General features: G+C 68.8%; 16 protein-coding genes. 8 read left to right on the top strand and 8 right to left on the bottom strand.

Annotated features, from left to right (window positions below):
- Positions 1-177 precede the first annotated feature (177 nt).
- Both O4G76_RS19035 and O4G76_RS19030 read left to right on the top strand, forming a co-directional pair.
- The gene (locus tag O4G76_RS19035) at positions 178-1,143 is read left to right on the top strand and encodes a DMT family transporter (protein ID WP_269398765.1); all 966 of its coding nucleotides are present in this window, start codon (positions 178-180) and stop codon (positions 1,141-1,143) included.
- On the top strand, positions 1,131-1,487 hold the full coding sequence (locus tag O4G76_RS19030) for a VOC family protein (RefSeq protein ID WP_269398764.1): 357 nt from the start codon (positions 1,131-1,133) through the stop codon (positions 1,485-1,487). Before O4G76_RS19035 ends, O4G76_RS19030 begins: the two co-directional genes overlap by 13 nt.
- A gap of 52 nt (positions 1,488-1,539) precedes the next feature.
- On the opposite strand, the gene O4G76_RS19025 is transcribed toward O4G76_RS19030, so the two are convergent.
- Positions 1,540-2,088: a pseudouridine synthase gene (locus O4G76_RS19025; RefSeq protein ID WP_269398763.1), complete on the bottom strand. Its 549-nt coding sequence runs from the start codon at positions 2,086-2,088 to the stop codon at positions 1,540-1,542.
- Between the two features lie 286 nt (positions 2,089-2,374).
- On the opposite strand from O4G76_RS19025, the gene O4G76_RS19020 reads away from it, so the two are divergent.
- On the top strand, positions 2,375-3,544 hold the full coding sequence (locus tag O4G76_RS19020; RefSeq protein WP_085894760.1) for a type III PLP-dependent enzyme: 1,170 nt from the start codon (positions 2,375-2,377) through the stop codon (positions 3,542-3,544).
- 82 nt (positions 3,545-3,626) lie between these two features.
- Here the strand turns inward: O4G76_RS19020 and O4G76_RS19015 are convergent, their stop codons facing one another.
- Positions 3,627-4,631: an LLM class flavin-dependent oxidoreductase gene (locus tag O4G76_RS19015; RefSeq protein WP_269398762.1), complete on the bottom strand. Its 1,005-nt coding sequence runs from the start codon at positions 4,629-4,631 to the stop codon at positions 3,627-3,629.
- Positions 4,632-4,816: 185 nt separating this feature from the next.
- Between O4G76_RS19015 and O4G76_RS19010 the strand changes: the two genes are divergently transcribed.
- Complete coding sequence (locus O4G76_RS19010; RefSeq protein ID WP_269398761.1) at positions 4,817-6,088, top strand: DUF3422 family protein; 1,272 nt, start codon at positions 4,817-4,819, stop codon at positions 6,086-6,088.
- On the opposite strand, the gene O4G76_RS19005 is transcribed toward O4G76_RS19010, so the two are convergent.
- The gene (locus O4G76_RS19005; protein ID WP_269398760.1) at positions 6,069-6,710 is read right to left on the bottom strand and encodes a DUF1684 domain-containing protein; all 642 of its coding nucleotides are present in this window, start codon (positions 6,708-6,710) and stop codon (positions 6,069-6,071) included. The genes O4G76_RS19010 and O4G76_RS19005 overlap by 20 nt on opposite strands.
- Positions 6,711-6,811: 101 nt before the next feature.
- Here O4G76_RS19005 and O4G76_RS19000 point away from each other — a divergent pair, with 101 nt between their 5' ends.
- Complete coding sequence (locus O4G76_RS19000; RefSeq protein WP_269398759.1) at positions 6,812-7,615, top strand: glycosyl transferase; 804 nt, start codon at positions 6,812-6,814, stop codon at positions 7,613-7,615.
- Positions 7,616-7,716: 101 nt separating this feature from the next.
- Complete coding sequence (locus tag O4G76_RS18995) at positions 7,717-8,880, top strand: M20 aminoacylase family protein (protein ID WP_269398758.1); 1,164 nt, start codon at positions 7,717-7,719, stop codon at positions 8,878-8,880.
- A 2-nt stretch (positions 8,881-8,882) separates the two neighbouring features.
- Here the strand turns inward: O4G76_RS18995 and O4G76_RS18990 are convergent, their stop codons facing one another.
- From O4G76_RS18990 to moaA, 4 genes are read right to left on the bottom strand one after another with little or no spacing between them, the layout of a single operon-like run.
- A complete protein-coding gene (locus O4G76_RS18990) occupies positions 8,883-9,497 on the bottom strand; it encodes a glycosyltransferase family 29 protein (RefSeq protein WP_269398757.1) in 615 nt (204 codons plus the stop codon).
- The gene (locus O4G76_RS18985; RefSeq protein WP_269398756.1) at positions 9,494-10,483 is read right to left on the bottom strand and encodes a polysaccharide pyruvyl transferase family protein; all 990 of its coding nucleotides are present in this window, start codon (positions 10,481-10,483) and stop codon (positions 9,494-9,496) included. The genes O4G76_RS18990 and O4G76_RS18985 overlap by 4 nt, the downstream gene beginning before the upstream one ends.
- On the bottom strand, positions 10,480-11,766 hold the full coding sequence (locus O4G76_RS18980; protein WP_269398755.1) for a 3-deoxy-D-manno-octulosonic acid transferase: 1,287 nt from the start codon (positions 11,764-11,766) through the stop codon (positions 10,480-10,482). The genes O4G76_RS18985 and O4G76_RS18980 overlap by 4 nt, the downstream gene beginning before the upstream one ends.
- Entirely contained in the window at positions 11,763-12,791 is a 1,029-nt protein-coding gene (gene moaA, locus O4G76_RS18975) for a GTP 3',8-cyclase MoaA (protein ID WP_269398754.1), read from the bottom strand. The genes O4G76_RS18980 and moaA overlap by 4 nt, the downstream gene beginning before the upstream one ends.
- Before the next feature lie 117 nt (positions 12,792-12,908).
- Here moaA and O4G76_RS18970 point away from each other — a divergent pair, with 117 nt between their 5' ends.
- Together O4G76_RS18970 and O4G76_RS18965 are read left to right on the top strand one after the other, a co-directional pair.
- Positions 12,909-13,385, top strand: coding sequence for a D-galactarate dehydratase (locus tag O4G76_RS18970; protein ID WP_085894769.1), 477 nt, complete (start codon positions 12,909-12,911; stop codon positions 13,383-13,385).
- A gap of 153 nt (positions 13,386-13,538) precedes the next feature.
- Positions 13,539-13,694: a hypothetical protein gene (locus O4G76_RS18965; protein ID WP_269398753.1), complete on the top strand. Its 156-nt coding sequence runs from the start codon at positions 13,539-13,541 to the stop codon at positions 13,692-13,694.
- Positions 13,695-13,904: 210 nt separating this feature from the next.
- On the opposite strand, the gene glmS is transcribed toward O4G76_RS18965, so the two are convergent.
- Positions 13,905-15,134 (bottom strand): glutamine--fructose-6-phosphate transaminase (isomerizing) (gene glmS / locus O4G76_RS18960; RefSeq protein WP_269398752.1); only part of this gene is annotated, 1,230 nt, incomplete at its 5' end.

The raw sequence follows: 15,134 nt of genomic DNA, 5'->3' as shown, positions 1-15,134 counted from the left end.
ATCGAGAACCCGCTCTTCTTCAAGGACAACACACGCATGTTCTACGGCGACGCCAAGAAATCGCTCGATGAACTGCTCGGCAAGATTGCCTGATCCTTTCGAACCGACAGGAAAGGCCCCGCCCCGGCGGGGCCTTTTGTCGTTGCGGGGTATCGCCCCATGGGCGAGTGTCCGGCCATGGCGGCGCACTCTCCCTTGAACGGCATCGGCCTGCGCCTGCTGGCCGCGTTTCTCATCACCGCGATGTCGGCGATGGTGGCGGTGGCCACGCGCGAGGTCGGGCTGGGGCAGATCGTGTTCTGGCGCTCTGCCGTCGCGCTGATCCCGATCTGCGCCTACATGGCCTGGTGCCGCGAGTTTCCCTCGGCCATCGTCACGCGCCGCCCCGGCCTGCACCTGACGCGCAGCCTGTTCGGGGCGCTGTCGATGGCGCTGTCCTTCCTGTCGCTGGCCTGGCTGCCGGTCGCCAATGCGCAGGCGCTGGGATATCTCGCTCCCGTCCTGACGCTGCCGCTCGCGGCGTGGATACTGGGCGAAAGGATCGGACCGCTGGCCTGGGGGGCGGCGGCTCTGGGCTTCGGCGGCGTGCTCATGATGCTCGGCGCGGCGCTGGAGGCACCGGGGCAGGGCGCGCTGATCGGCGTGGCGGCGGGGCTGGGCTACGCGGTGACCATGGCTTTCGTCCGGGTGCATATCAAGGCGATGACGGCGGTCGAGCGCCCCGCGACCATCGCCTTCTGGTTCGCCGTGGTCTCGGTCCTGGCCGGGCTGGCGACATGGCCTTTCGGCTGGGCGATGCCGTCGCCGCAGATGATGCTCTGGCTCTTGGGCGCGGGGCTCATGGGTGGGCTCGCGCATGTGGCGGCGACCGAGGCGGCGGCACGGGCACCGGTCGCGGTGCTGGCGCCGTTCGATTTCACCGGGCTGGTCTGGGCGCTTATGTTCGATGCGGCGCTGTTCGGGGTCATGCCGGATGGGCTGGGGCTCATGGGCGTCGCGGCGATCACCGGCGCGGCGCTGATGGTGAGTTTCGCCGCCTGGGCGCCGGGAGGACGCCCGCGCGAAGATCCGGCGCGCCAGGACCGGGGCCGTGCTAGGCTGGCCGCGACGGGCAATGGGAGGCGAGGGCAATGGAGAAGGTGACCGGCATCGGCGGAGTGTTCTTACGGGCGCGCGATCCCGAGGCTCTTGCCAAGTGGTATCTCGACCATCTGGGCATCGAGGGGCCGGGGCCCTCGATCTGGCGGCAGGAGGCGGGGCCGACCGTTCTGATGCCGTTTCCGCGCGACACGGAGTATTTCGGCCGGCCCGAGCAGCAATGGATGATCAATTTCCGCGTCGCCGATCTCGACGCGATGGTGGCGCAGCTCGAGGCGGCCGGCATCGCGGTGGAGCGACGCGACGAATGGGACAGCGAAATCGGCCGTTTCGCGCGGATCCACGATCCCGAGGGCAACCCGATCGAGCTATGGCAACCGAGCGACTGATCCCCTTCATCTTTCTCCAAATACGCAAATCCTGCCGCTTCCGGGAGGCAGCTCAGACCCCGATCTCGCGCCATTCCCCCGGCGCCAGCCCGTCCAGCGTCCAGTCGCCGATGCGCCAGCGCACCAGCCTGAGCGTGGGGAAACCGGCCGCGGCGGTCATGCGGCGGACCTGCCGATTGCGCCCCTCGCGGATCGCGACCTCGATCCAGGCGTCCGGTACGGATTTGCGGAACCGTACCGGGGGATCGCGCTCCCACAACGCGGGCGCATCGATCAGCCGGGCCCGGGCGGGGCGGGTCGGACCGTCCTTGAGCGTCAGGCCGCGCCTGAGCGGCTCCAGATCGGCCTCGGTGGGGCTGCCCTCGACCTGCACGAGATAGGTCTTCTCGATCTTGTGCTTCGGATCGCTGATGCGCGCCTGCAGCCGCCCGTCATCGGTGAGCAGCATCAGCCCCTCGCTGTCGCGATCCAGCCGCCCCGCCGGGTAGACCCCCGGCCGGTCGATGAAATCCGACAGGGTGGCGCGCGGGCTGGGGCTCTTGGCGTCGGTGAACTGCGACAGCACGTTCATCGGCTTGTTGAACAGGACGAGACGCGGCATGGGCCCTCCGGAAGACGGTGAACCCCTATAGAACAAGGGGGATCGGCATGCAAAACGATGGCCGCCAAAAAATTGGGCTTTGTCCGAGATTTCCCCTTGATCCGACTCGGGCTTTGCCCCAAATGCCCCCTCAAGACGCCAACGCACGCGCCTCTGGCCACGCCTGGACGCAAGCCCCTCCTCGGGGGCCTACGCACAGACCCAGCACGCGTTTATGCAGCGACGGTAACGTCTCCCTTGGAACCGCCGGCCTCACGGGGCCCCCGTCTGTCTATCGGAGATGCACATGACTGCATATTACGCGGGCGCCAGCGCCCCCTCTTTCGCCGTCGCCAACCGCCTGGAGGCCTTTGCCGCCAGTGCCGAGTTCGATCGGCCGACGCTGGTGATCGACGTGGACCGCGTGGAGACCCAGTACGACGCGTTGAAGGCGGGCCTCGGCCGGGCCGACATCCATTATGCCGTGAAGGCCAACCCGCATCCCGCGATCATCGAGCGCCTCGTGCAGCTGGGCTCGCATTTCGACGCGGCCTCGCGCGGCGAGATCGAGCTGTGCCTGTCCCAGGGCGCGCGCCCCGAGCACGTCTCCTTCGGCAACACCATCAAGCGCGTCTCCGACATTGCCTTCGCCTACGGCGCCGGCATTCGCATGTTCGCGGTCGATGCCGAGGAAGAGCTCGAGAAGATCGCCGAGCACGCGCCGGGCGCGCAGGTCTATGTCCGCCTGATCGTCGAGACCTCCTCGGCCGATTGGCCGCTGACCCGCAAGTTCGGCTGCGACCGCGACACCGCGCTCAAGCTGCTCGACCGGGCGACCGAGCTGGGCCTCGAGCCGCTGGGCTTCTCGTTCCATGTCGGCTCCCAGACCCGTCATGCCGAGATGTGGGTGCCGGTGCTCGACGAGCTGTCGCGCATCTGGACCGCCGCGCAGGAGGCCGGCCACAAGCTGCAGCTTCTGAACATCGGCGGCGGTTTCCCGGCCTTCTACGGCGAGGAGATCCAGGCCCCCACCGATTACGCCGCCGCCGTGATGGAGCTGGTCGAGGCCCGTTTCCCGGGCGCCGAGCGGGTGATGGCCGAGCCGGGCCGCGGCATGGTCGCCGAGGCCGGTGTCATCGCCTGCGAGGTGATGCTCACCTCGCGCAAGTCGGATCGCGACATGCATCGCTGGGTCTATCTTTCGATCGGCCGTTTCTCGGGTCTGGCCGAGACCGAGGGCGAGGCGATCCGCTACCAGTTCGTGACCCCGCATGACGGCGAGGCCACCGGTCCCTGCATCCTCGCAGGCCCGTCCTGCGACAGCGCCGACGTGCTCTACGAAAAGCGGCCGATGAACCTGCCGCTGAACCTCAAATCCGGCGACCGGGTGCTGATCCGCAACACCGGCGCCTACACCTCGACCTATTCCTCGGTCTGCTTCAACGGCTTCCCGCCGCTGGACGTGGTGGTTCTGTAAGAGATACCGGGCGGCGTTGCCGCCCGGGTGACGACGACCCAAGGGGCTGCATTCCCGGTCAGGTCTGCGCCCGCCATGACCCTCAGGTCATGGCGGGCGTTTTCATGTCGGACAGCACCTCGGCGCCGATCTCGAGGCTGCGTTTGCGTGCGTCGACATCGAACATCATGCCGGTGAGCATCAACTCGTCGGGCCGGTAGCGGTCGATGATCTCGCGCAGCTGGCGGCGCACCGTGTCGGGGCCGCCGGTCGCCGAGACCGAGAGCGCCGCCTCGGCGCCCGCGATGGCGCTGGCCGAAACGTGGTCGGCGAGGTTCTCGACCGGGCGCGACAGGCGGCCCGGTGTCCCGGTCCTGAGCCGTGCAAACGAGAGGATCTGCGAGGTGCGGTGATAGCGCGCTTCCTCGTCCGTATCGGCCGCGTGCAACCCGGCGGCCATCATGAAATAGGGCTTTTCGAGCCGCTCCGAGGGGCGGAATCCCTCGCGGTAAGCCTGAATCGCGGGCTCCAGCATCTGCGGCGCGAAATGCGAGGCGAAGGCGTAGGGCAGGCCGAGATAGGCGGCCAGCTGCGCCCCGAAGGTCGAGGAGCCCAAGATCCAGACCGGCAGATGCGAGCCCATGCCCGGCACCGCCCTCACGGGTGCCTTGCCCTCGTCATCGTCGAGATAGGAGATCAGTTCGACCACGTCCTGCGGGAAGGCATCGGCCGATTGGTGGTAGCGCCGGAGCGCCTGCGTCGTCGCGCCATCGGTGCCGGGCGCCCGGCCCAGCCCGAGATCGATCCGGCCCGGGTGGAGCGCGTCGAGCGTGCCGAACTGCTCGGCCACGACCAGCGGCGCGTGATTGGGCAGCATGATGCCGCCCGCACCGACGCGGATCGTCGATGTCGCCTGCGCCACGTGGCCGATGACCACGGCGGTGGCGGCCGAGGCGATGCCGGGCATGTTGTGATGCTCGGCCAGCCAGTAGCGGTGATAGCCCAAGCGCTCGGCATGGCGCGCGAGATCGGCGGCGTTGGCCAAGGCCTGCGCCGGGGTCTCGGCTTCGGTCACCGGGGCGAGATCGAGTAGGGAAAACGTCTGCATGTCATGGCTCCTGCGGTCGGACCCGATATGGGTGCCTTCCGGCTTGGCGAAAACCACCCTCGCTGCACAACCCGGACGCGGTATGCGAACGCATGCGCCAAGCGGCTGTTCGTGCGACCTTTTCCCCTGTTTACACCGGCGGGCCGCGCGGCCATCTTCCCCCGACGTCAATCGCCGGAGCCGCCATGACCCTCGCCGATCATCCGCTACGCCAGGAACTGGCCAACGAACTGCATGCGCGGCCCTTTCCGAGCCTCAATGCGCCGGGGCAGGCATCCTTTCTGGCGATCGGCCCGGCCGATGGCGCGCCGCGCGACATCGAGGCCGAGCGGGCGCATCTGCTGGCGCTGCTCGATTGGTTCGGGGCGCCGCACCCTCAGCCTGGCGCCACGCATTGGTCCGGCCAGATCGGGCGACACCGGCTGAAATGGGAAAGCCATACCGAGTTCGTCACCTACATGATCCTGAGCGACGGCCCTTCCGAGCCACCGTTTCGTGACGGGCTGGCGGGGTTTCCCGCGGAATGGCTTGCGGCGATCCCGGGCCGGCGGCTCACCTCGGCCCTGATCCGTGTCGAACTGGCCACCGGCGAGGAAGAGATCGCGCGGCGGGCAGAATCGTGGTTCGTGGCCGAGAGCATGGCGATGAGCCGTGTGCTCGACGACCAGTTGATCGTCGCGGGGGATTTCCGCATCGATCCGGCGGGCCACATGCGCTTTGCCGTCTTCGCGCGCCCCGGCACGGGCGAGCGGCGGATCGGCCGCGTGGTGCAGCGGCTATGCGAAATCGAGACCTACAAGACCATGGCGATGCTGGGTCTGGCGCAGGCCCGCGCCATGGGACCGCGCATCGGTGCGCTGGAGACCCGCCTGTCGGATCTCGTGGCCGAGATGGCGGCGGGCCCCGGCGATCCCGCCGCCACGCTCGCCGTGCTGCTCGAGGTTTCGGCCGAGCTGGAGAAGCTGCGCGCGCAGTCGGGGTTCCGCTCGGGCGCCACGCGGGCCTACGAGACGCTGGTCAACCAGCGCATCGGCGTGCTGCGCGAGGGGCGTTTCGGCGGGCGGCAGACCTTCGCGGAGTTCATGATGCGCCGCTTCGACCCGGCGATGCGCACCGTCGAATCGACCGACCGCCGGCTCGCCGCCATGTCCGAACGGGCGGCCCGGGCGGGCGATCTGCTGCGCACCCGGGTCGATGTCGAACGCTCGGCCCAGAACCAGGAACTGCTGGCCTCGATGGATCGCCGCGCCGACGCGCAGCTCAGGCTGCAACACACGGTCGAGGGGCTCAGCGTCGTGGCGATCAGCTATTACGCCGTCAGCCTCGCCACCTATTTGTTCGGGCCGCTGGCCTATCCCATGGGCATCGACAAAACGGCGCTGACGGCGGCGCTGGTGCTGCCTGTGGTGGCGCTGGTCTGGCTGATGCTGCAGCGGATCAGGAAGCGGCTCCACTAGGGTCGCGCTCGCCCGCCTCGATCGCGGCCTCCAGCCGGTTTTCCGGCGGCGCCAGCGGGCAGACCCAGTCCGGGCTCCAGGCGCAGGAGGGCGAGTAGGCGAAGTTGAAGTCGAGGATCAGCCGGCCCGAGGCGGCGAGGCCCAGATCCGACGACTTGATCGCATCGATCGCGTAGCGCCCGCCGCCATAGCTGCCCGTACCGCAGGTCGCGTCGCGGAACGGCAGGAACAGCCCGCCGCCATAGCCCTCGATCCACCACAGGCTCAGCTCGGCTCCGAGCCTGTCGCCGAGCCCCTCGGTGCGGGCCACCGGGCGGGCCCGCATGCGGCCATCCGGGCCAAGCTCGAAATCGATGGCCGGGCCGTCCTGAGGCGACAGCCCCACCTCGAAGCGCAGGTCGGGATCATAGGGCCAGAGCGCGATGCCTTCGAACCGCGCCTTCTGATCGGGCGACAGCGGCGAGGCGGGGTGATCGCGAAACAGCCGCGAGCGGGTTTCGTGCCAAAGTCGCCAAGCCGCCTGCGGATCGGGCTCGGCGCGGATCGCGGCATAGAGATCGGCGATGCGGCGGCGCCAGTCGGCGGTCGCGTAGGGGGCGGGGATCGGGGGCAGGGCGTCCATTCGGGGCGATCTAGGCCGCGCCCCGCCGCCGCCCAGCGCCCGGCTGGCCGTTTCGCGCCCGCCGCGCTAGTTAGGCGCGAGGACGAGAAAGGGCGCACGCGATGATCAAGCAGGTGATCTGCATCAACTGGGGCACTAAGTACGGCACGCCCTTCATCAACCGCCTCTACGGCATGGTGGCGCGCAACATCACGCCGCCCTTCAGCTTCACCTGCTTCACCGACAACCGCGAGGGCATCCGCCCGGAAGTGCGGTGCGAGGACCTGCCGCCACTCGATGTCGAGATGCCGAAGAACTCCAAGGGCATCTGGCCCAAGGCCCGGCTCTGGGGGCCGCGCCTCGGCGATCTGACCGGCCCGGTACTGTTCATGGATCTCGACCTCGTCGTCACCGGCTCGCTCGACGATTTCTTCACCCATGGCGACCCCGACGACGTGATCCTGTCGCGCAACCCGAACACGCCGCTCGAAAAGCTGGGCCAGACCTCGGTGTTCCGCTTCCCGGTGGGCAAGCTGGTGCCGCTGCAGGAGCGATTCCGCGCCGACCCGCAGGGCATCGCCGACGAGTACCGCTTCGAGCAGCGCTTCGTGACCCGCAGCGCGCCGGGCGGGGCCAAGCTGTTTCCCAAGGCCTGGGTCCGGCATTTCCGCATGCATTGCCGTAGGCCGTTCCCGCTCAACTACCTGGCCGCGCCCAAGCTGCCCACCGACGCACGCATCGTGATCTTTCCCGGCGGGCTGCATCCGAGCCACGCGATCGACGGGCATTACCCGCCCTATGCCCCCGACAGCGCGGGCGAGCATCTCCGAGGCCTGTTCTCGGACGTGCGGCAGGACGGGCCGCTGCGTTACCTGCGCCATTACATCCGGCCCGCACCATGGGTGGGCGAGCACTGGCGCCCCTGAGGCATCGCTGACGGCGCGGCAGCCCCGGCACCGGCTTGCACCGGGCCGCGCTTGGGCGCAGTCTCGCGCCGCACCCGAAATTCCGTCGTTGAGGACGCATCATGCCGATCAAGAACCGCTTCGCCGAGCTTCTGCCCGAGATCACCGCCTGGCGGCGCGACCTGCACGAGAACCCCGAGATCCTCTACGAAACGCACCGCACCTCCGGGATCGTGGCCGAAAGGCTGCGCGCCTTCGGTTGCGACGACGTGGTCGAGGGGCTGGGCCGTACCGGCGTGGTCGGCGTGATCCGGGGCAAGAGCACGGGCTCGGGCAAGGTGATCGGCCTGCGCGCCGACATGGACGCGCTGCCGATCCACGAGCAGACGGGCCGCGACTATGCCTCCAAGACGCCGGGCGCGATGCATGCCTGCGGCCATGACGGGCACACGGCGATGCTGCTGGGCGCGGCGAAATACCTTGCCGAAACGCGCAATTTCGACGGTACGGTGGTGGTCATCTTCCAGCCCGCCGAAGAGGGTGGCGGCGGTGGCCGCGAGATGTGCGCCGACGGGCTGATGGAGCGCTTCGGCATCCAGGAGGTCTATGGCATGCACAACTGGCCCGGCCTGCCGCTGGGCAGCTTCGCGATCCGGCCCGGCGCCTTCTTCGCCTCGACCGACCAGTTCGAGATCACCATCGAGGGGAAGGGCGGCCACGCCGCCAAGCCGCACGAGACGGTCGATTCGACGCTTGTCGCCAGCCATGTGGTCCTTGCCCTGCAATCTATCGCCAGCCGCAACGCCGACCCGACCGAGCAGATCGTGGTCTCGGTCACCTCCTTCGAGACCTCGTCCAAGGCGTTCAACGTGATCGCCCAGCGGGTGCACATGAAGGGTACGGTCCGCACCATGTCGCCCGAGCTGCGCAAGCTGGGGCAGGACCGGCTCACCGCCATCGCCGAGACCACGGCGCGCGCCTACGGCGCCGAGGCGAAGGTCAACTACATCAAGGGCTACCCGGTGATGATCAACCACGGGGCCGAGACCGAGTTCGCGGCCGAAGTGGCGCGCGAGGTTTCCGGCGACTGCGCCGAGGCGCCGTTGATCATGGGCGGCGAGGATTTCGCCTACATGCTCGAGGAACGCCCCGGCGCCTACATCCTCGTGGGCAATGGCGACACGGCCTCGGTGCATCACCCCGAATACGATTTTTCGGATGAGGCGATCCCGGCGGGTTGCTCATGGTGGGCGGGCGTCGTCGAGCGCCGGATGCCGGCGGCCTGAGTTCAGGCCAGCGAAAAGCGCGGGTCGGCGGCGATGAGCGCCGCCACCCGGTCGCGCTCGGCGGCGAAATCATGCGGCACGTCCGCCGCGCCACGACCGCCCGAGAGCGATTTCGACGCGAAGAAATCGAAGCCGTGAAGCCGCGCCGAGGCCAGATCCGATCGCGCGAGAAGATCGATAGCGAGCATGCCCGTGGTGGGGCGCGCGCCCAACTCGTCGCGCAGCGCCGCCGCACGGATCGCGGGCAACAGCGCAAAGCCCGGCGCTTGGGCTACGCGCCATGGCAGGCGCTTGCGCTTGGGCGTCATCCACAAAAGCAATTCGGGTGCCCGCGCCGCGATCGCTTCCTGTGGCACCGGGATCGACATGGCGAGCCAGTCGGTGCGCGTCCCGTGCGAGGCAGGGTCCGGCATCGGCGCGGTGTTGAGGCGGATCACGATGTCGGCGGCGTCGATTTCCGGGCCTTGCGCCTTTTCGGCCAGCGACCGCGCGTTGCCGACCAGCGCCACGCGGCGTCCCGCGAGCCGCGACAGCAGCGCCGCTTCGGACAGCCCGATCCGCGACAGTCGCATCTCGTCACCGCGCCGCTTGGCGATCTCGAAGACGATCCTGTTCATGAGGCTCCTCCGGCCAGCGCCGCGATGTCCGCATAGAGCGTGTCGGCCCGGCGCCGGGCCATCTCGCGAAAGGCGCGGATCGCCGACAATTCGCTCTGCGTGAACGCGGCGGTTTCGGGGGGTGGCGACAGCGCGTCCGCGTGCAGCAGCCGCTCTGGCCCAAGATCCGCATCCGCGAGCAGGCGCTCGATCTTCGAGGCGTTGGAGCCGAGCGCCAGGAAAGGTGTTTCCGTCAGCATCGACAGGCAGACGGCGTGAAACCGCCCGGTGATGTGCAGTTCGGCTCGAGCGATGCGATCGAGATAGGCGGTCTCATTGGCCGGCATCTCCAAGGGCGGAAGGCCGAGCCCCCCGTACCATGCCGCCGCCAGCGCCGCGCGGGCCGGCGCAAACCGCCAGAGACCCCCGGACAGCGTCTTGGTCGGCACCAGCGTCGCATTGGAGAGGTGGGAAGCCGCGCGACCCAGCACCCGGCGGGGGCCGGGCTTCACGCTGTCGCCGACGATCACGCCGTGACGGGGTGCGGCAACGGTGCGGGCGGGGGCGGAGAGCGACAGATCGGGCAGCCATCGCACCTCCTGTCCAGAAGCCTCCGACATGCTGCGGGCGCTGGCGCTGTCGCGCGCGGCGATAAGGTCGAAGCGGGATAGCGGCGCGGACCAGCTTTCCGGATTGTCCTGCCAGAGCGCATTGACGAGCACGAGCGGCCTGTCGCCCCGCGCCGGGTGCCCGCCCAGATCGAGCAGGCGGGCACCGGCCGGACGACCGTGATGCAGCGTGCCCTCGCCATTGACGACGATCACATGCGCGGCGCGCATCGCGTCGAGGAAACCCGCATCCGAGGCCCAGTCGTGCCTTGCCGGGCTGCGGGCGGTGACGGTCAGGCCATGGCGCTCCAGCCCTTCCACGAGAAGCCGCATCACTCGCGCGCAGCCATGGTGATAGCGGGTCGAGGTGTCGTTGAGGATCACGGCGCGCAGGGTCATGGCATCGCCTTAGAGGAAGGACCGTCCGGCGCAACCCGCTCGGACATGAGCTGCCGCAGCGCCGCCAGCGTCCTTGGCCGCGCCTGACCGCGATCCGACATGATCCGACGTGCCGCAGCGCGCATGGCGTCCAGCTCGGGCGTGCCGATCAACTCCGCCACCGCCTCGCCGAGCGCCTGCGCCTCGGCCACCTCGCGGGCCGCACCACCCGCGTCGAGCGCGGCATGGGCCTGCTGTGCATTGCCGACGCGTGGCCCGTGCAGCAACGCGGCCCCCAGCGCCGCCGCCTCCCAAGGGTTGTGCCCGCCCTGCGGCCCGAAGGAGCCGCCGAGAAACACCAGCGGCGCGAGGCGATAGATCAGCCCGGTCTCTCCCAGCCGGTCCACCAGCCAGACCTCGGCCCCGCCCGGTGTCTCGCCCTTTGACACACCGAGCCCGGCCTGTTCCAGTGCCCGCGCCACGGCCTCGCCCCTTTCGGGATGACGCGGCGCGAGGATCAGCCGCAGGCCCGGATGCCGCTCGCGTGCCGCCAGATGCGCGGTGATCACCGCGGGCTCGTCCTCGGCATGGGTGGAAACGGCGGCCCAGAGCGGGGCACCGTCGAACTCCGCGCGCAGGGTGTCGAGCCGTGCCGGATCGGCGGGCAGGGGGGCGGCGGCGGATTTCAGGTCGCCGGGCGCGAGCACCGCGCCTTCGGGCAGGCCGAGCGAGACGATCTCCTCGCGCACCGCCTCGCTTTGCGCGGTGACAAGGTCGAACCGCGCCAGCATCGCGGCGCTGAGCTTCGGCGCCCGGACCCGCGACCGCGAGGGACGGGCATTCAACAGGGCCAGCGGCACCCGTCGCGCCGAAGTCTCGGCCAGCAGGCGTGGCCAGAGGTCTCCCTCCACGAAGCAGGCGAGATCGGGCCGCCAGTGATCGAGGAATCGCCGGGTCGCGCGGGCGGTATCGAGCGGTTGGTATTGGTGCAGCACAGCTTCGATGGCACGCGCCCGCACTCCGCCCGTCGTGGTCGTCGTGGTAACGAGGACGTGGTTTCCCTCGTCCACGAGATCACGGGCGAGCCCGGCCACCGAGGCGACCTCGCCGACCGAGGCGGCATTGATCCAGACGAGGCGACCTTGCGGACGGGGAAGACCGGCTCGCCCCAACCGCTCGCCCAAGCGGGCAGGGGCGGAGTTCTGGCCGCGATGCACGCGGCGCGCCAGGGCGAACTCGGCCATGCGCGGCAGCGCCAGCGTTCCCCCGAGCCAGAGCCGCAGCGGCCAAGGCTCAGCGCTCATCCGCCGGTATGGCTCATGTGACGGCTGACCCGGCCAGATACCTCCTGCCGGTCATAGTCGAAATCATGCCCCTTGGGCTTGAGCGCGATGGCGGCGCGGATCGCCTGCTCGAGCCCGGCATCCCCTTCGCTCGCGCGCAGCGGGCCACGCAGGTCGGAATGGCCCTCCTGCCCGAGACAGGTATAGATCTCGCCCGTGCAGGTGACACGCACCCGGTTGCAGCTTTCGCAGAAATTATGGCTCATCGGGGTGATGAAGCCCACCCTCTGGCGCGTCTCTCCGAGCATGACATAGCGCGCAGGACCGCCGGTGCGGTCGGGCAGGTCGTGCAGCGAGTAACGCTCGCCCAGAGACTCCCGCAGTTCGCGCAGGTTCCAGTACTGGCCGATCCGGTCCTCGTTGCCGATATCGCCCATCGGCATGACCTCGATGAAGGTCAGGTCCATGTCACGTGCGGCGCAGAACTCGGTCAGCGTGAACAGCTCGTCCTCGTTGAAGCCCTTGAGCGCGACGGTGTTGATCTTGACCTTGAGCCCGGCGGCCAGCGCCGCGTCGATGCCATCCAGCACCTGAGGCAGGCGGCCCCAGCGGGTGACGCGGGCGAATTTCGCCTCGTCGAGCGTGTCGAGCGAGACGTTCACCCGCCGCACGCCGGCCGCATAGAGCTCGGTCGCGTACTTGCCGAGCTGGCTGCCATTGGTGGTCAGCGTCAATTCCTTGAGCGCGCCCGATTCGAGGTGGCGGGTCATGGAGCGGAAGAACTCCATGATGTTGCGCCGCACCAAGGGCTCGCCGCCGGTGATGCGCAGCTTTTCGACCCCGAGCCGCACGAAGGCCGAGCAAAGCCGGTCCAGCTCTTCGAGCGTCAGCAGCTCGGCCTTGGGCAGGAACTGCATCTTCTCGGACATGCAATAGACGCAGCGAAAGTCGCAGCGATCGGTGACCGAAACCCGCAGGTAGCGGATCGCCCGGGCGAAGGGATCGATCAACGGGGCTGCCGGGGGCGGGACGGGTGCGATTGTCATGGCGCGAAGGTAGGGTCGGGGGGAGGCGATGGCAAGCAAACTGCCGGTGAACTCCGGGCCATACAGGCACTTGTCCGGGCAGGGCGCGCCGCTATCCTCCAGCGCATGACACGCCTCATGATCCCCACCGCCCTCGCCGCGCTCGGTCTCCTGTCCGCCTGCGCAGAGATGCAACAGGCCAGCGCCCCCTCTGCGGCCCCGGCATCGGAGGCCACCGCCGCCGCGCCGCAACCGGCGGTACAAAGCGCGCCACCGCCGCCGCCCGAGGCCGCAAGCGCGGCCGCGCTCGACACCACGACGCCGGAACAGCGCGCGGCGGCCACGGCGGCGCCGGAACCCGCGGGCGAGCAGAGGCTCGGCACGACCATCGCCTCGCTGGGATCGCCCGCCGATCCGGGGCTCTGGATCGAGACGCCCCTGGTGAGCAGCGTCACGCAAGGCCGGGTCGAGGCGGCGAATGGCAAATCGGTGAAGCTCGAACTGCGCCCCTCGGGCGGCGCTGCAGGGTCGGGCAGCGAGATCAGCCTGCCGGCGATGCGCCTGCTGGAGGTGTCGCTGACGTCTCTGCCGGAACTGACGGTCTATAGCGGCTGAGCGGCAACCGGCCGGGTTTCCGGGCGATGCTTTGTGACGAGATGCAAGAAGGGAGGCATATCCCAGCCCATGCTATGAGTGTTGAAGGCAAGGCGTCAGGAAACATTAAGCAAGAGAGCACGCCAATCACTGCATTATAGGGCAGGAGGCACCATGACTGATCAGGATCGCCAAGAATATGAGCTGGTTAAGGCGCAAGTCTCGCTCATGCTCAAGCATTCCAAGACCGAGTTCTGGAAGGTGGGCGTCGTGACGCTCGCCGCTGGGGCCATTGCTGGCAGCCTCTTCGTCAAGCTAATCGGCGGATGATAAAAAAGATGGCGCCTCGCGCCTCTCCCAATCTGGGCCTCACTTGCTCCAATCCCTTATCCTGTCGAAAATTTCTTCGAGAAGATAGCTGGGGATTGATGCCGGCAAGCCTTAGGAAACGTTTCACTTTCGTCAGAGAATTGTTCTGATCTCAACATTTCCGGTATGGGCTGGGGGGCATATCTTGCCCCCCCCCCCTTTTTTGTCGTTTCACTCGACGGTGACGGATTTGGCGAGGTTTCGGGGCTGGTCGACGTCGGTGCCCTTGGCCACGGCGGTGTGGTAGGCGAGGAGCTGCGCCGGCAGGGCGTAGAGGATCGGCGCCCAGAGCGGGTCGAGCTCGGGCAGGGTGATCACCTCCCAGACGCCCTCGCCGGCGATCCGCGCGCCGGTGGCGTCGGTGATCAGCAGCACCTTGCCGCCGCGCGCCATCACCTCCTGCATGTTCGACACGGTCTTGTCGAACAGCTCGTCATGCGGCGCCATCACGATCACCGGCACGTGCTCGTCCACCAGCGCGATGGGGCCGTGCTTGAGCTCGCCCGACGCGTAAGCTTCGGCGTGGATGTAGCTGATTTCCTTCAGCTTCAGCGCGCCTTCCAGCGCCAGGGGATACATCCGGCCCCGACCGAGGAACAGGATGTCGCGGGCCTCGGAAAGCCCGCGCGCGACGCGCTGGCATTCGGCCTCGATGGTCAATCCCTGATGGATCAGTCCCGGCAGTTCGCGCAGGCCGCGCAGATGCCCGGCGAGTTCGGCCGCGTCGAGCGTGCCGCGCTGCCGCGCCGCCTCGAGCGCCAGGATCCCCAGCACCAGGAGCTGGCAGGTGAAGGCCTTGGTCGAGGCGACGCCGATCTCGGCGCCGGCGAGGATCGGCAGCGCGAGGTCGCTGTCGCGCGCGATCGAGCTCTCGGTGACGTTGACCACCGACAGGATGCTGGAGGCCTTGCCCTTGGCATAGCGCAGCGCCGCCAGCGTGTCGGCGGTCTCGCCCGACTGGCTGACGAAGAGCGCGGCCGAGCGCGCCGGGACCGGGGGCTCGCGGTAGCGGTATTCCGAGGCGACGTCGATCTCGACCGGCAGCCGCGCCACCTGCTCGAACCAGTATTTCGCGACGTTGCAGGCGTAGAAGGCGGTGCCGCAGGCGACCAGCGTCAGCCGGTCGATGGCGGTGAAGTCGATGCCGGGCTCGGGCAGGGCGATCTGGCCCTCGGGCGTCAGGTAGTGCCCCAGCGCCTCGGCCAGCACCCGGGGCTGCTCGGCGATTTCCTTGGCCATGAAGTGCTTGTGCCCGGCCTTGTCGACCTGCGCCGCCGCCTGGGCGATGCGCTTCTCGGAGCGCGAGACCTCGCGGCCCTGCGCATCGAAGATCACCGCGCCCGCGCGGGTCACCTCGGCCCGGTCGCCTTCCTCGAGATAGGTGATCCGGTCGGTCAGGTT

It is taken from the genome of Limimaricola sp. G21655-S1, assembly GCF_027213785.1.
Classification (GTDB): domain Bacteria; phylum Pseudomonadota; class Alphaproteobacteria; order Rhodobacterales; family Rhodobacteraceae; genus Limimaricola.
This window is presented reverse-complemented; position numbering and strand designations above follow the sequence as displayed.